The 16,043-nt window shown below is 42.9% G+C and carries 15 protein-coding genes; 8 read left to right on the top strand and 7 right to left on the bottom strand.

Going from position 1 to position 16,043, the window contains the following annotated elements:
• Nucleotides 1-159: 159 nt before the first annotated feature.
• Both gnpA and BP95_RS30390 read left to right on the top strand, forming a co-directional pair.
• Nucleotides 160-2,331, top strand: a complete 2,172-nt coding sequence (gene gnpA, locus BP95_RS0113855) for a 1,3-beta-galactosyl-N-acetylhexosamine phosphorylase (RefSeq protein WP_028532496.1) — start codon at nucleotides 160-162, stop codon at nucleotides 2,329-2,331.
• A 216-nt stretch (nucleotides 2,332-2,547) separates the two neighbouring features.
• Nucleotides 2,548-3,327, top strand: a complete 780-nt coding sequence (locus BP95_RS30390) for an alpha/beta fold hydrolase (RefSeq protein WP_028532495.1) — start codon at nucleotides 2,548-2,550, stop codon at nucleotides 3,325-3,327.
• Nucleotides 3,328-3,425: 98 nt separating this feature from the next.
• Here BP95_RS30390 and BP95_RS0113845 read toward each other — a convergent pair whose 3' ends face one another.
• Nucleotides 3,426-4,346 carry a GNAT family N-acetyltransferase gene (locus BP95_RS0113845; RefSeq protein ID WP_028532494.1) on the bottom strand — a complete coding sequence of 307 codons (921 nt, stop codon included), beginning with the start codon at nucleotides 4,344-4,346 and terminating at the stop codon, nucleotides 3,426-3,428.
• 227 nt (nucleotides 4,347-4,573) lie between these two features.
• Between BP95_RS0113845 and BP95_RS0113840 the strand changes: the two genes are divergently transcribed.
• The 4 genes from BP95_RS0113840 (at nucleotide 4,574) to BP95_RS0113825 (ending at nucleotide 8,440) form a co-directional block, all read left to right on the top strand.
• Nucleotides 4,574-5,173, top strand: coding sequence for a DUF2087 domain-containing protein (locus BP95_RS0113840; RefSeq protein ID WP_028532493.1), 600 nt, complete (start codon nucleotides 4,574-4,576; stop codon nucleotides 5,171-5,173).
• Nucleotides 5,170-6,687: a serine hydrolase domain-containing protein gene (locus BP95_RS0113835; RefSeq protein WP_028532492.1), complete on the top strand. Its 1,518-nt coding sequence runs from the start codon at nucleotides 5,170-5,172 to the stop codon at nucleotides 6,685-6,687. The genes BP95_RS0113840 and BP95_RS0113835 overlap by 4 nt, the downstream gene beginning before the upstream one ends.
• 111 nt (nucleotides 6,688-6,798) lie before the next feature.
• Nucleotides 6,799-7,479 (top strand): YdeI/OmpD-associated family protein, encoded by a 681-nt coding sequence (locus BP95_RS0113830; RefSeq protein ID WP_028532491.1) that lies wholly within the window; start codon nucleotides 6,799-6,801, stop codon nucleotides 7,477-7,479.
• Between the two features lie 28 nt (nucleotides 7,480-7,507).
• Nucleotides 7,508-8,440, top strand: coding sequence for a phosphotransferase (locus BP95_RS0113825; protein WP_021254862.1), 933 nt, complete (start codon nucleotides 7,508-7,510; stop codon nucleotides 8,438-8,440).
• Nucleotides 8,441-8,527: 87 nt separating this feature from the next.
• Here BP95_RS0113825 and BP95_RS0113820 read toward each other — a convergent pair whose 3' ends face one another.
• Entirely contained in the window at nucleotides 8,528-9,748 is a 1,221-nt protein-coding gene (locus BP95_RS0113820; RefSeq protein WP_021254863.1) for a GNAT family N-acetyltransferase, read from the bottom strand.
• A 157-nt stretch (nucleotides 9,749-9,905) separates the two neighbouring features.
• Nucleotides 9,906-10,286, bottom strand: coding sequence for a VOC family protein (locus tag BP95_RS0113815; protein ID WP_028532490.1), 381 nt, complete (start codon nucleotides 10,284-10,286; stop codon nucleotides 9,906-9,908).
• 318 nt (nucleotides 10,287-10,604) lie between these two features.
• Between BP95_RS0113815 and BP95_RS0113810 the strand changes: the two genes are divergently transcribed.
• Nucleotides 10,605-10,946, top strand: coding sequence for a cupin domain-containing protein (locus tag BP95_RS0113810; RefSeq protein WP_028532489.1), 342 nt, complete (start codon nucleotides 10,605-10,607; stop codon nucleotides 10,944-10,946).
• A 309-nt stretch (nucleotides 10,947-11,255) separates the two neighbouring features.
• Here the strand turns inward: BP95_RS0113810 and BP95_RS0113805 are convergent, their stop codons facing one another.
• From BP95_RS0113805 to wecB, 3 genes are all read right to left on the bottom strand, one after another.
• Complete coding sequence (locus tag BP95_RS0113805; protein WP_175460787.1) at nucleotides 11,256-11,909, bottom strand: MFS transporter; 654 nt, start codon at nucleotides 11,907-11,909, stop codon at nucleotides 11,256-11,258.
• 381 nt (nucleotides 11,910-12,290) lie between these two features.
• A complete protein-coding gene (locus BP95_RS0113800; protein ID WP_028532487.1) occupies nucleotides 12,291-13,451 on the bottom strand; it encodes an acyltransferase family protein in 1,161 nt (386 codons plus the stop codon).
• A gap of 219 nt (nucleotides 13,452-13,670) precedes the next feature.
• The gene (wecB, locus tag BP95_RS0113795) at nucleotides 13,671-14,828 is read right to left on the bottom strand and encodes a non-hydrolyzing UDP-N-acetylglucosamine 2-epimerase (protein WP_028532486.1); all 1,158 of its coding nucleotides are present in this window, start codon (nucleotides 14,826-14,828) and stop codon (nucleotides 13,671-13,673) included.
• Between the two features lie 294 nt (nucleotides 14,829-15,122).
• Between wecB and BP95_RS0113790 the strand changes: the two genes are divergently transcribed.
• Nucleotides 15,123-15,542 carry a hypothetical protein gene (locus tag BP95_RS0113790; RefSeq protein ID WP_028532485.1) on the top strand — a complete coding sequence of 140 codons (420 nt, stop codon included), beginning with the start codon at nucleotides 15,123-15,125 and terminating at the stop codon, nucleotides 15,540-15,542.
• A gap of 224 nt (nucleotides 15,543-15,766) precedes the next feature.
• Here the strand turns inward: BP95_RS0113790 and BP95_RS33095 are convergent, their stop codons facing one another.
• Nucleotides 15,767-15,931, bottom strand: a complete 165-nt coding sequence (locus tag BP95_RS33095) for a hypothetical protein (RefSeq protein ID WP_155987267.1) — start codon at nucleotides 15,929-15,931, stop codon at nucleotides 15,767-15,769.
• Between the last annotated feature and the right edge of the window lie 112 nt (nucleotides 15,932-16,043).

The raw sequence follows: 16,043 nt of genomic DNA, 5'->3' as shown, positions 1-16,043 counted from the left end.
ATTAATATATTAATTTTCAACATCTATTTAAACGTAGCCATTTTTTTAAGCAAAGGTCAAAATTTTACCCGTGGAAGGTCATAATCCGTCCTTGGGTCTCTCCTTCTCGCTGAGTATGATGGTATCAACAATCAGATATGTGGAAGGAGCATGTTTCAAATGGGAGAGCAGAACCAGAACAAACAAGGCAGAGGGCGCCTCACCATCCCTACCGACCTTGATGTCGTAGGAGAAACGCTGAAAACGATGGAGTTGTGGGGTGCTGATGCTGTGCGCGATGCAGACGGCACAACTTTCCCGCAAGAGTTAGCAGAATGTGGAGCGAAAGTATACGCTACTTACTATACAACCCGCAAAGACAACAATTGGGCGAAGGCAAACCCAGATGAAGTACAGCAATGCTATATTTCAACGAAATTTGTTCCTGCCACAGGCGCTGAACTTTCCATCCGTCTGTTAGAGGGAATCAGCGAAGACTTATTGCAAGTCAACAACCGCGATGATATTTACCGTTGGTGGGAAGTTATCGATCGTACCACTGGCGAGGTCGTACCTACGAATCTCTGGAGCTATGATGAAGCTAGCGGCTGTGTAATGATTACGAACACGATACCTTACCATGAGTATAGCGTGAGCTTCTTAACCTATCTGATTTGGGATCCCGTTCATATGTACAACGCCGTCGTGAACGATTGGAAAGATTTCGAACGACAAATTACGTTTGACGTACGTCAGCCTAAGACACGGGAATACTCCAAAGGCAGACTTCGTGAATTTTTGCGGGACAAGCCTTATGTAAATGTAGTACGATTCACAACGTTCTTCCATCAGTTCACGCTTATATTCGATGAACTGCGTCGGGAGAAATATGTGGACTGGTACGGCTATTCCGCGAGCGTCAGCCCATATATTCTCGAACAGTTCGAGCGTGAAGTTGGCTATAAGTTCCGTCCGGAATATATTATTGACGAAGGGTACTACAACAACCAGTATCGGATTCCGTCAAAGCAATACTTGGACTTTATGGCCTTCCAACGTCGCGAAGTGGCGGGGCTCGCTAAAGAGCTCGTTGATATTACCCACGAAGAAGGTCGCGAAGCGATGATGTTCTTAGGGGACCACTTTATTGGTACTGAGCCTTATATGGATGAGTTTAAGACCATTGGGCTGGATGCAGTCGTCGGCAGCGTCGGCAATGGTTCAACACTGCGTCTAATTAGCGACATTCCTGGGGTGAAATATACAGAAGGGCGCTTCCTGCCATACTTCTTCCCGGATACGTTCCATCCTGGCGGGAATCCAACGGCGGAAGCTCAAGAGAACTGGTTAACGGCAAGACGAGCTATTTTGCGTAAGCCTGTAGATCGCATTGGCTATGGCGGATACTTGAAGCTGGCGCTGGACTTCCCAGACTTTGTGGATTATGTAACACAAGTTGCCGATGAATTCCGCGATTTATATGAGAAGGCACGCACGAAGCCGATGTGCTTAGCTAAAGTTGCTGTACTGAACTGCTGGGGGAAAATGCGCTCTTGGGGCTGCCATATGGTGCATCATGCGCTGTACCAGAAACAAAACTACAGCTATGCGGGCATTATTGAAATTTTGAGCGGAGCTCCTTTTGATGTATCGTTCATTAGCTTTGACGACATTCGTGAGCAGCCGCAGCTGCTAAAAGATATCGATGTCATTATTAATGTCGGTGACGCTGACACCGCACATACCGGCGGTGACAACTGGAAAGACCCGTATATTGTTGAGCAAATCCGTGCATTTATTGCTGGCGGAGGCGGCTTTATCGGGGTAGGTGAACCTTCTGCGGTTCAACATCAAGGTCGTTTCTTCCAGCTGGGCGATGCTCTTGGCGTAGAGCTGGAGCGCGGCTTTACCCTCGGCTACGATAAATATAATTGGGACGAAAAGCCGTCTCACTTTATTACCGCCGATATGAATGGTGACATTAACTTCGGTGAAGGCAAGAAAAATGTATACGCAACGAGCGCTGATATTTTAGCTTGCAAGGATAAAGAAGTGCAGTTTGCAGTTAATAATTACTTCGGCGGTCGATCTGTCTATATCGGTGGACTGCCGTATAGTGCGGAGAACGCCCGCTTGCTGCATCGTGCAATATTATGGTCATGCAGCAAGGATCACGAATTGCACAATTGGTTTAGTTCGGATGCCCATACGGAAATCCATGTCTATCCGGAAACAGGTACGTATTGTGTTGTCAATAACACGGCAGAGCCGCGCAACACGACTGTGTACGCGAATGGCAAGAGCTTCGAATTGGAGCTCAAGGGCGGCGAATTGCGTTGGTTTGATATGTAAGTTTACGTCGTATTACAATTGAATAACAATTAGATTAGGCTGGGCAATTAGTGAGATAATTGTTCCAGCCTAATCCTGTTTTTGGCTGACATCATCATCACTTATTGCTACATTCATTACAGCCACTCCATTAATAATCAGATCGCTTGATTCTATAATATTTTTATGAAGTCTATAATTTTGAAAATGCGAATTCATCGAAAGAAAGGGATGGACATGATGGAAGGTAGGAGTGAAGAGCGCGATAGATATATGGAAGCCTATCATGTATGCGACAATGTAAAGTTATACAGTAAATATTCGCGAAACAGCACGCCGAGCGTCATTTTTATTGCCGGATTAGGTGATAGCAGTGAGACATGGGAGATCGTGCAGAATCGAATATCAAAAGCAGCGTCGACCTTTTCTTATGATAGAGCAGGTATTGGCAGAAGCCAATCCGTATCAGGAACACGAACATGTCGTTGTTTAGTCGAAGAACTTTCCGAATTGCTGCAAGTGCTTAACGTAGAACCTCCATATGTATTGGTGGGGCATTCCTTTGGCGGCTTAGTCGCTAGATTATATGCAGGCCTTTATCCGCAAGACATATGTGGAATCGTGCTGGTAGATGCAGCGCCTGAATACAAAGAGTTGGCATACGAAAAGGTGCTTCCGAAAGAACGGATTGTGGAAAATAGGGAATATCTGATGAACCCATTGCAGAATAGTGAGCGAATCGACAAGATACGAAGCTATGAGCAAATTGCCGAACATGTACAACTATATGACATTCCACTCTCTATTATCATAAGAGGGTTGCCCGATGAGTACCATGAAGGATGGCCTCACATGGAAATATTAGAAATGGAACAAAAGCTGCAATCCGAGTTTCGGCGATTATCGACGTCAAGCAAGATTCGAATAGCCAATCAGAGCGGACATTACATTCATCATGATGAACCTGAGATCGTAGTAGAGGAAATCATGAATATGCTAGAGGAGAGTAAAAGTTGAGCAATTCTCTCAAATCCCCGTAGAATGGGTATGAACGAGCCACTCTACGGGGATTTTATACATAAATTATAAAAATGGCACAGAATGCGACTCCTATATCACAACTCTATGCAATATCGAATTTCTTCTGCTTTCTGCTCAAATCCGAGCGACTCATACAATTGCAATGCTGTTCGATTATCGGTTAATACCTCAAGGCTCGCACGTGGTATGTCATGAGACTTCGCATATTGGAGTGATTGAGCAAGCAGGAACTTCGCAAGGCCCTGTCCACGCCATTGCTCGCGAACGAATACATTTTCGATTTGGGCATAATCGTCTTCTTTCCACGTCAATAGACCGGCGACGACGGTATCCCCTTGGCGGACAACCATTGAATTCCAGAGCGGGTACTGCCTGTATTCATTCAGTCTTTCCAATCCAAGCGGATTATCTGGCCAAATTTCTGTGTCGATATCCAGATAGGCATGAGCTTCTTCATCTGTATCCAAATTCCAATGAGAAAATTGATAACCTTCAGGCAATTGCAATTCTGGGATAGGTGCTTCTATCATTCTTTTCATACGATATAGACTAATCAGATGACGGAAACCACGCTGCAGGAAGAATTGACTGTTCACCTCTTCAGTTGAATCATTACCAACACAGAGTCTCGTTCCGTATTCGGCAGGAAGTGTTGCCTTCAATTCAACGGCTCTTGCGTACAGCAGCTCATAAATGCGGGCAAGTAATACATAATCATGCTCACGTTCTGGGATCGCTTTGATATTAACGTAAATGGCATGCTTGTTCTCTTGAGCGCGACCGGGCGGTACAATATTGATGATGCCGACTTGTCCCTTGGCAACCATCTTGCCATGATCAAAGGCACAATACACGTTGCTCCAGTTCGCTTCCTCGCCGACCCACCAAAATATCGCATCTGGACGCGATGTAACAGATTGATATAACTCCCCTAATAATGGCATGTCCTCTTGCTGAAAATGACGAATCTGCAATTCAGTCGTTGTATGCTCCATTCAATACCTCTCTCTGTAAGTAGTAATTTTGTGCTGGCAGGTTGTTCTGCTCCTCATCCACTATAGTATACAAAAATTGGGTTGACAATATATCCCTCGATTGTGTATCATCTATTTTAATATCCATCTAATTTAATGATTATCTAATTAAATTATTGTTTAATTCGTGCATGCTCTACGGATACTGCAACATTACTTAAATAAGTTGAGGAGGAGTGAATGCCTGTATGCAGTTAGACAAGGTGGTTGCCTATCATAAGGCGTTGGCGGATCCAACACGTGTCAAGATGCTCATCCTGCTTGCGGAAGGTGAGCGGAATGGTCAGGTGTTAGCGGAGAAGCTGTCGGTTACTCCTGCCACGATTACTCATCATGCGGCCAAGCTTCGCGAAGCGAGCCTTATCAACGAACGAAGAGAGAAGAACACGATTTATTTTTCATTAAATGATTATTTTCTAAAAAATAATGCTGCTGCGGCTATCAATCTTATTTACCGCGGAGCTGATGGAGGTATAGGGATGTTGAATGAGGAGCAGCAGCGTTTGAGGGATTCGGTGATTCGCAATTTCTTCTCGAAAGAGGGCAAGCTCAAAAATATCCCGTCTCAGTTGAAGAAGAAGCTTATCATCCTAGAGCATATGGTGACTAATCTGGAGTCGGGACGCAGATATAGCGAGAAGGAAATCAACGAATACATTAAGGCCTACCATGAGGATTTCGCAACGATTCGTCGGGAGTTCATTATGCATCAATTTTTATTCCGAGAAAAGGAGATTTACGAGCTGAACCCGCAGGAAATGTGGGCAAAGTGGGTGAATCTTGCTTGAGAACGAGAAGCGACTGTTCTGCTGGATACCGTGGGAAATCTGCGAGTATCCAGCGATTTTTCAATCAGATCGAGCAAGGCGAATTGCCGGTTCATAGTTTGATCGTGTGTCACCATGGTTCTACGATTGCAGAGTTCTGGCGCGAGCCGTATCGCAAGGATTGTCCGCAACTGTTGTATTCCTTAAGCAAAAGTGTGACCTCCATTGCGGTTGGTATTGCATGGGACATGGGATTCATTCGTCTGGACGATCTGGTCATTTCATTCTTTCCCGAGCGGCTGCCAGAGCGAGTATCCGACAAACTATCCGCGATGACGATCCATCATCTGCTATCTATGACAGCAGGTCATGAGGGTGATATCTACCCTGTTGTGGCTAAGGAACAGGACTGGGTCAAGGCATTTCTAGCGCAAGAGGTGGATCATGAGCCGGGTACTCAATTTCAATATAGTACACATTCGACCTATATGCTGTCTGCCATATTGGAGCGGGTAACGGGGCAGAATCTAGTAGACTTTCTCATGCCTCGATTATTCGAGCCGTTAGGCATCGCTAGACCTGTATGGGAAACCTGTCCGATGGGAGTTACTGCTGGGGGGATGGGGCTGAGTCTAACGACGAGTGACGTAGCGGCATTCGGTCAGATGCTGCTGAACAAGGGCATGTTCAAGGGAAAGCGCATCGTGTCAGAGCAATATATCCAGATGGCGACAAGCGAGCAAAGCGATAATCGCAAAGGAACCAATCGAATCGATTGGGCTCAGGGCTATGGCTATCAGTTCCATCGCTGTCGAGACGGCTGCTTCCGAGCAGACGGGGCATTCGGTCAGTTATGCTTTGTCTCTCCGAAGGATGGGATTGTCATTGCTGTGACGGCTAGCTATCCGACCATGGATATGCTGCAGACACTTTTGAATCTCATTTATGAACATCTCCTTGACGAAGTTGACAGCAGTGGTGATACTCGGGAGCATCCGCATACAGATGTGCAGCAAGAGGGTCATCCATTAAGTATTGATTTTTCCAGTCAGTGGCCTTCCGTTGAGTCTTGGTCTTGGACGGTTCCGTTGCACAGAGAAGCGCGGCATACAGTAGGGGGAAAGCATGCCCAACAAGTACTGGAACTGCCGGAACTGCATCAGCATGTGTACGTCATGCAACCGAATGCTAGTGGATTGAAGCAAATTCGCTTCGATGATCAGAGTGAGACGGTGCAGCTTTATTTGCTATATGGAGATGAGCGGGATATTGCTGTGCCTATAAACGCAGCGCAGCCGATGCGTACGAAGGCTGTATTTTACAAAGATCTATCCATGTCCCTGCAGGAAGTCGTTGTGTATGCATCCTGGGTGAGCGAATGTACCCTGCAAGCGAAGCTATTTTATATCGAAACGCCTTACGTGGTGACCTATATCATGAAGTTCCAGCCGCAGTCGATTGAGTTGGAATTTGCTATCAATGTGTCTTTTCATTTGTCCAACTTTATAGCCGTTGGTTACAAGGAAAGTTTGTAGCTTGTAGTATGCGCAGTGTGTGGCTTGAGGTACGGATGGCATAACGTTTGCATCATGGATGTGATTGCGTATAATTATGGACAGCACGATAAGGGAAGGAAATGACACGATATGAACCAGAACTCCAAGAAGAGCATCATTGATAAATTAAATTTGAACAAATACCCGATGAAATTAATCTTAAACAAACCTGACGATATGTCGGACTTCGATGGGTTGGATTATGACACTGCGATCAAGGGGGACAGCTATGATCTTATTTTTGTCTTCATCTACTCGCTAGAGCAATTTACAGAGCTGGTACAAATGGTTATCGATAAGCAGTTGCTGAACAGCAAGGGATATCTATTTACCGCTTATCCGAAGAAAAATAATCCTAAATACGAGCAATATATTGAACGCGACAGCTTCTTCAGCATCGGATTCGTTAATGAGGAAGGCTATGTAGGAAGCAGCGATATTAAATTCGCACGGATGGTCAGCTTGGATGACGTCTTTACCGTAATCGGCTTGAAGTCCGAAGCCAAAAAAGCAGCCAAATCAGCATCTCCTAAAAAGAGCCAATGCGTTGATGATTATGTTGAGCATGTTGCAGATATTCAGGCATATTTAGCAGGCAGTGCGGAACTGGAGTTTTACAACAGCCTGACACCGGGATATCAAAAGGACTGGGCGCGTTACGTGTACAGTGCTAAGCGGAAGGAAACACAGGACAAAAGGCTTGAAGAAATGAAGGCGATCTTGGCCGAAGGATATAAATCTTTTGATTTGTATCGCAGACGGGATAAGTAGTGCATCATGTGTTTGTGGGGGAGAGACAATGAGTCACGCTTTTGCCAAAGAGATACACAACTGGGATTCATGGGGAGCGGTGTATCAATCGATTGAAGATTTTCGACAGCTCATCGAAGTCATCTACCGAAAAGAAAACCTGAGCTGGGCAGAGCATATATTCCATGTAACTCCGGGTACAAATGCGGTATTTCGTGCCGGCAGCTATGTGATTAAGATATTTGCACCCAAGGAATCCGGAGCGAATACAGATGCGGATTATCAAGCAGAAATAACTGCTATGGAACGTGCTATCCAGCAGGGCATCCACGCACCGAATGTGATCGCAGCGTCCTATATTCAAGATAAGTATTTGTTCCGATACATCATCATGGACTTTATTCAAGGTCAGGAAGCGGGGAAGGTGCTCTCAGGCTGGACATTAAACCAGAAGGAAGCGTTCGTGAAGCAGCTGCTTGCTAATTTGGACAAGCTGAATACGTTGCCTTCGGAGCAAGTCGATGCAAGTGCAATACAGCAGAGGGTTGTACGCAATACGAGATGGAACTTCTTTTCAGAGTCCATTCGGGCGCAAATTGCTGAAATCGTGACACAAAGCCCGGTATCCCAGCCCGTATACGTACATGGAGATATTACAGCGGAAAATGTGATGGTGGATGATGAAGGCCAATTATTCATTATCGACTTTGCAGACAGTACGATCGCTCCTGCCGAATATGAGTACCCGCCAATCCTGTTCTCCTTGTTTGATTTTGATGCTGATCTGATTCAATTGTTCAGGAGAGAGATAGGATGCAGTCGTGAAGTATTTATCGATAAGCTGTTTCTCGCGATATTGCTGCATGAATTCGGATTTGTATTCGTAAAAATGATTTGTGAGAAATATTCGGATCAGGAAGCGCAGGCCTTAACGGATATTTACGAAGTAAAGAGAATGCTGCAGGCGCATCTGCCAATGTGATGTCAACGACAATTGAAGATGAGCAATAAACGAAAGAGAGCACACCGAACTCGTAGGGGAGCCGGATGTGCTCTCTTCTTCGTATATTTAGAAATAGTCAGAGAAGTATGGGATCTGCCGAATAATGAGCTTCTCCAGCAGGTCGATGGTGGCCTCGTTGGCTTGGAATCGACCGATTTTCGCCAAGTAGGATGGGCGCTTGTATCCCATAAGCATCGTGGTCAAGGTTTGAATATCGAATTCAGCATCCCGCTGATTCCCGCCTTTGGTAAGATGCCCGTTGCCCTGCTCATCTACCGTTAATGTAAATACTCCCTGATTCCATTCCAGCATCGGATCATGAAGTACGAAGGTGAAGCTGCATTCAGCTTCTTGCGGCTGGAACGGATACTGCTCCAGGAACAATCCGATATCCACGATTCGTGCCATATAGTATGGCGCAATAATTTCTTTAATATCGCTGTCCTCGAGCAGGAACGCAAGCGGCTCATCCGTGTAAATATGTCCCTTTACACGGGTCACCATGGAGAAATGTGCGCTAATAAAGTTCCATAACCCGTTGCGTGCCTCTTGATTGACATACACCATTTCTTTCATATAGAACACTTCTTCAGCGATCCAATAGAGCAAATATCCTGTCGGTTCATGGTTGCTGTCATAATAGACTGCGACCGTCATGTCATCGAGATCCCAACGGAGATATTCTTCCCATGCCAGATCGTTGCGCAGCATAGCGCCGTGTGTCAGCAGGGCGAAGCGATGATAGACTTGGCGAACATCAGGATGCTCAATGGTGACGCGTTCGACATTGCCAGGAACTGTCTTGAGCTTCGGTAGCTGAGTGTCCTTCACATCGAATGAGATTTTATCAGAGATGATTTCCCAGCCTTTGCGACGGTAATACGGGATGGAGTAAGGATATAAGTAGGACACGGATTGCTTGCGCTTGCGCATGTTCGTCAGTGCTTGACGCATTAATTTATTCATTAAGCCAAGATTGGCGTATTCTGGGTAGGTTCCGACACCTGTTAATCCACCCATTTCGTAGATTTGACCGAATATATTCACTTGGAATGGATACACGGCGAGTTGGGATATCAGCTTGTCTCCATCGAACCATCCTAGTACATCGGCCTGCTTCAGTATGGGCAGCTTCGCTTGCGCGATTTCGCGATTCTCCCATCCAAGCGCCTGCAGATCATGATTGGTCACTTGGAATACATAGCGCAGCAGAGCGTTGAATTGCTCGCCGTGGCGGATTTCAACGTCCCTCATTTTCAGTCTCTCTTGCAGCTCTTGGCGGCTCATGAATGAGAACCTCCTTTTCATGGATGAATCACCTTATATTATCTTACACTAATTTCCCATGCTTCAATCATGCAATGGTGTGCACTCTGGAGTCTGTGATAATAAACAAAAAACGCCACCACAGGATGTGATGGCGCTGCATTCTGCGACATATCGCTTACTTTCGTTCCATAACGGCAAAGTAGTTATTCTCATCGTCAGCAAAGTTGAATACCCTTGCACTAGGCATTGTCACGACATCACCAACTGTAATGCCTTTGTTCTTGAAATCTTCATACAGTGCATCGAGATTGTCGGAGAATAGCATGATCGAAGGAGTCCCTAGGTTGAGTTCTGGCTGCATTTCGGCAATAAGCTGCTTATTGTGGAGCACGAAGGATGTCTGTGCGCCTTGTGCAGGAGCAATTTCAATCCACTTCATTCCATGCCCGTTGTTATCTTCCGACACGACAATGAATCCGACTTTTTCTGTCCAAAATTGCACCGCTTGGTCTTGATTATTGACATACAGCATAACTTGTCCGATTTGATTGATCATGGATCATTCTCCAATTCTAACGTTTTGTGATTGAATTCTTATCGATCGTACAATTTTTAGGCAATGAATGCAAGTGGAGGTGAGTAAGTAAGCAACCCTCTATCGTAGGCCGGTATATTTGGATATTCCTGAATGTGATTGGAATCACAAAGTATGTAAACAAGTTCAATATAATAGAAGTACGTGGGGATGAAGTCTAAAAAGTCATAAGGGAAGTCATGAGTATGAGTGTATACTTTCGTGATAGTTGAAGGATTGACTTTGTCTAGAATGGGGTAATGAAGGTACTAAAACTAAAATTCAGGAGAGTGAGAACTCATGCAGAAAAATCACGTGACCGAGTATCAAGAATATGTAGAGAACAAATTTACGAAACGAATTATTCATAAGGATGAGGAAAATGTGATATTCGTACTGAACTTCAGTCCGGGAGCCGAATTGCCGAAACATCGTCATCCGGGAGCAAACGTCAATATTCTAGTTCTGGATGGAAGCGGGATCGTGAATAGTGATGGCGTGGAGACAGGAGTTGCTGAAGGTGACATCCTTCATATTACTGGTGACGAGAGCTTCTCTTACCGCAGCGGAACAGATGCCGTTTCCTGTCTATATGTCGTGTTGACGAAAATGCCGAGTGAGCGCTACGCCCAAAATATTTGATCAAAGCGTTGGATGAAGCTGTCGATGGATTCGTGCCCCGAGATCAAAAAACCGTTATTTTGAAAAGAGATTGATCAAAATAACGGTTTATTATTTGATTAAATATAAATTTTCATATAATAGTTTGATTATTTCTTATTTAACTAAAGCACCCGATCGTTTAAGTTTATATATTCACAAACTTTCCCCATAAATGGTTATTATCAAAAACAGAGAAACCCAATATGGATAGTAGAGGTTTTTGCTTTCTGAATGGTCTTATCCCTAAACCCTTTTGTCGTCTGCGCCCGGAATAAGTCTTTCCATCATTCAGCTACTTTTGGATGTAGCATGAATTGGACTGATTTTATCCATTGCTACTCCTTGCTTTTTATATTTAAAAATAAACAAGCCATTGACTAATAAAACCAATGATCCAAATGCCAATGCTGCCGTAGAGTTCCATTCAGAAATCAAACCAGATAGTATAGTCGCTATCATTGCTGCAATTCCACCAAAAACGTATATGGAACTTCGAACCCTGGCGATCAAATAGTCTGGAGTAATCCCCTGTTGAACAGTTATCTGAACAACAAATGCCATAGAAAGTGCCCCATCAAAGATTATCATTCCGAAACACATGGTGATAAATGAATTTGATATCAATAATAAAATACCAAATGAAGATATAATCATTAAAGTACTGAGAAGATATAACCAGTTTGCATTTTTAAATTTGTTCATTATAAGTACGCCAACGACATTACCTATACCAGCACAAGATAATAGTATTCCAATATACTCTTCTGAAAAATGGAGAGAATATTTAGAATGAATGGTAACACTAAGCACAATAAAACTGGTTGAAAATCCGAGAACCAAAGCTGAAATCGTCGATACAATTTGAGCTCCATTAGCATAGAGGTACTTTACACCTTCTTGGGAATCCCGAATGAAACTCTTCAGTTTCTGTTTTCCCTTCATGGGCTTATCATCCGTTTCCTTACGTACATTTCGGTATTTTATAAGTAAAATAAATAACATTGAAACAAGTAATAAACTACCGGATTTACTACCCTCCTCTTATTTAAAATCTGATTAATCAATCTGCTAGACCCATAGAATATCCTCCTTGCAATATCAATGTCCAAGTCACTTTCTTCAGTAAAATCACCCCTACTATATGAGTGGCAATTGTATTTTTGTATTAAATACTTTGTCACTCTATCAAATAATACAGTTTCGTTCATAAATAAACTAACGCCTCCGTTAGTTGAACAAAAATCATTATTTTTACTCATTATCCTACTAAGACAATAGCTAACAATAATGCTGGCTTTTCCATTTATCTAAAGTTTATTTCCTTTACATCATTTTTTTGAGGTATGGAATCTTTCGCCATACAAAATGACTTAGCAAAAAACTTAGAATGATTCCTAAAAATGCCGTTATAAGAAATTTAGCCATGACCGGTATTGGTAGGTCATTCAATGTATATTGAAGGAACACAACTACTGGCACATGGATGAAATAAACAACAAATACATTGTTTGATAACCTCTTTGACCAACGATTAGTGCCGTTAATTTTTTCTCTAAATAAAATTAGAAGACCGATTACAAGCGAAATACACAGTAACGTCTCAATTAATGATCGAGTCAACGAACCGAAGTTTGGCCCCCCTTTTAAAAGAAAAGGATCTACCGTATTCCCTCCAAAATACAAAATAGTTACTATTAATACTCCAATAATAAGCCAGATGTATCCTACTCTCGTACTCAAAGTTAAAAACCATTTGCGATGATAGGCCATAATGCCTAAACAAAAGAAACTCACATACTGTGGTACATGTGCAAATTCTGTTTGAATAAATCCTACGAAAGCTGTCCAATGATCAATAGGAAACCATATCCTTGTAATGAAAGTCACTAAACTAACGATCAACCACAAGGAGAGAATCTGATAAACCTTAATGTTTCCATCAAATTTTTTTGTGGATTTCTTGGATGTAAAGAAGGTCCAGACTGAAAACACAACCGCATACACAAGTAAATGCTCTAAAAACCATAAATGTCCAAATTGCATATCAGGCCATGATGGCCCGGACCAGTTCGAGGGTTCATTACCAAGTCCAAAAAATATATTAACATAGTAAGGAAAATATGAGATGGGTTCATAATTTCTGAAATTAATGTAGTATAAATACATCAGAATAGGAATTATCACGAGAAATCCAAGTAGTAATGGAATCCCAATTCTAATAAGCCGTTCTTTTAAAAACCGTTTCGGCCCTTTTCTCGCGATTGATTGAGGGAGAAAATAGGCTGATAAAAAGAAAAACATACTCATAAAAAATGCTGCATTTACAGAGAAAAACCTGCCCAACCAGTTGATAGATTCATCATCCATAAAATACCACCAACCACCTGGTCCATATGCTTGTCCAGCATGGTGAGCTACTACAAGCATAATTAAAGCTATTTTTAGATTATCGATGAAATATAAACGATCGCTCTCTTTATTCACCTATAAACCCCTTTCCTATTAAAAGTTACACTGAGATAATAGCAATGTATTTTTCACCACTACAGGAAAATAATTTTATAAATGATCAATGTTTATTTTAAATAAGCATACTTTGTTTTTAATGATCAATCTTTTTTATAAGGCTACAACTTGGATGGTATTCTATGTCTTATCTTTGGGGCACGATAAATTCGGAACAGTTAGATCATGCTTCGTTCTCTAGCATTCGAATGGAGCTGGGAGTTCCGACGCAAAGCCGAAGTGATGCGCAATGATGTCCACGATCCGCTTGGAAGCTTGTCCATCACCAAACGGATTGCTAGACTTGGTCATGTCTTGGTAGGCCTGCTCATTCGCAAGCAGTCGGTTGGCAATGTTGAAAATCGTGTCTTCCTCTGTTCCGGCTAGCGCGACCATATTGGCGGCTACGGCCTCAGGTCGTTCCGTTGTATCCCGCATCAGCACAAGTGGCTTGTTGAATACCGTTGTCTCCTCCTGCAGACCACCGGAATCACTCATTATGAGATAAGAGCGAGCAAGCAGGTTAATCATATCTGGATACTCCAATGTGTTCAGCAAGTGAATCCGTTCATGTCCAGACAGTAGAGTATGTGCTGCATCCCGCACGACTGGGCTCATATGGACAGGATAAATGACAGCCGTATCAGGATGTTCGTCTACAAGTCGACGAATCGCTTGGAACATGTGCTGCATCGGTTCCCCATAGTTCTCCCGGCGATGAGCAGTAACCGTAATAAGTCTTCCGCGGTGGTGAATCAGCTCATTTAATGAAGCTTCATGGAATGTATAATCCTCTTGGTATGTCTGCAGCGCAGCATCTACAGCCGTTTGCCCCGTTATATAAATATGCCCAGCATCGTACCCTTCACGAAGTAAATTGTCCTTCCCAACTGAGGTAGGCGCGAACAGCAGATCGGTTACGACATCTACAATTCTGCGATTGACCTCCTCTGGCCACGGGGAGTATTTGTTATGGGAACGCAAGCCTGCTTCTACATGCCCGACAGGGATTTTGTGAAAGAAGGCCGCTAGTCCGCCGCACATCGCCGTTTGCGTGTCGCCATGAACAAGAATCATATCCGGTCTATCTTCTGAAATGATATTATCCAGCCCTGCGATTGCAGCAGAGGTGAAGTAGGCTAGCGATTGATTTTCCTTCATTAAGCTTAAGTCAACATCCGGTGATAACGAGAAATGAGAGAGTGCCTGATAGAGCTGCTCTCGATGCTGTCCCGTGACGACAACCTTGGTATCGAACCAATCGGAATGCTGCTTCAACTGTTGAACGACTGGGCACATCTTCGTCGCTTCCGGTCTCGTTCCGAAGATGACCATGATTTTTTTCTTTGTCTCCAATGGAAAGTCCCCCTCTAAAGAATTCAACCTACATTCCTCATATTACCATGGGTCGAAATGGAAGTCATATGTAAGGAGTATGCTTCCCTATATAGCATTTAACGGCATACATAACGTATAAGGGACAACAATTAATGCTGTCTTTTTTTTGCGCAGAACTAGTCATTTTACCACTAGAAATAGTAATGATACTCCCCTATTTATTTGTTTTATTTATAGCTACAATAAACTCAACTTCAGTAGTACACTTCAAACATTTTGATGCAAACAACATTAAATTAGGAGGGGCATTTAATGAAAAAATCATTAGTTCTTATGACTGCGGCTGCTACGCTCTTGATGGCTATCCCAGCATATGCACAACCATCTATTTCAAATGTGGCTCAAGCTAAAAGCTCTGTTAATGCTGCAAATTACACGTGGCATTTTGAAGTCAGTGCAGATGATACAGAGGATTCTAGCGCATTCTATCCATCTGGTGACAGATTAACTTTAACGGTGAAGCAATCCAGTAACGGAAAAACAAAAATTAAATATTGGCTTTATGAGGACAAGACTGATAAATTAGTAGACTATGCGACAGTGAGTGGAAACCATGATGAGAAGGAACCTGTGTTTGAAAATGTTCCAGTTGATACAAATAAGAAATACCGTGTAGAGGCTCAAAACAAAGGTAATAAAACAACAAAAGGAACAGCATACATCTCCTACTAAAATTAATTCTGTTGAAGCCCGTTATCTCCCTTTGTGGGAATTGGGCTCCTGCAAGATTAGCTCCTTTAACAAAAGAGCCAGTGGGCAACCACGGCGAGTATATTCTACTTTTCAACGAAAAGCCACCGATTAAGGGCCCAACCTAGTCTCGGTGGTTTTTTCGCTTGTTGTACGCTTCTTGAAACGCTTGGTAAAGCAATACGTTACTAATATTCACGTCAGCTTTAAGATTTTTTTCTAAAAAACAGAAGAGAAATCAGGATAATTACTAGAATTGCAAAAATATTAAAAATCACTTGGAATGTTCCAACTTGTGTCCGAGAAATAATAAAACCCATAATAGCAATAACTAGAACCACTAACCCCAAAAAGATATTTTTTTTATTCAAATTAACCCCTCCTCAATTTCACAAGGATTCAGATTCTAGCACATTTTCAGAAAATATATTATAAAAAATAGGAAAGCTAGAGTAAAGGTACGAAGAGAGGTTCCTATACAAA

Origin of the sequence: Paenibacillus sp. UNC217MF (assembly GCF_000686865.1) — a bacterium.
Classification (GTDB): Bacteria; Bacillota; Bacilli; order Paenibacillales; family Paenibacillaceae; genus Paenibacillus_B; species Paenibacillus_B suaedae.
The sequence above is the reverse complement of the archived record's forward strand: the minus strand, read 5'-3'. Positions and strand labels throughout refer to the sequence as shown.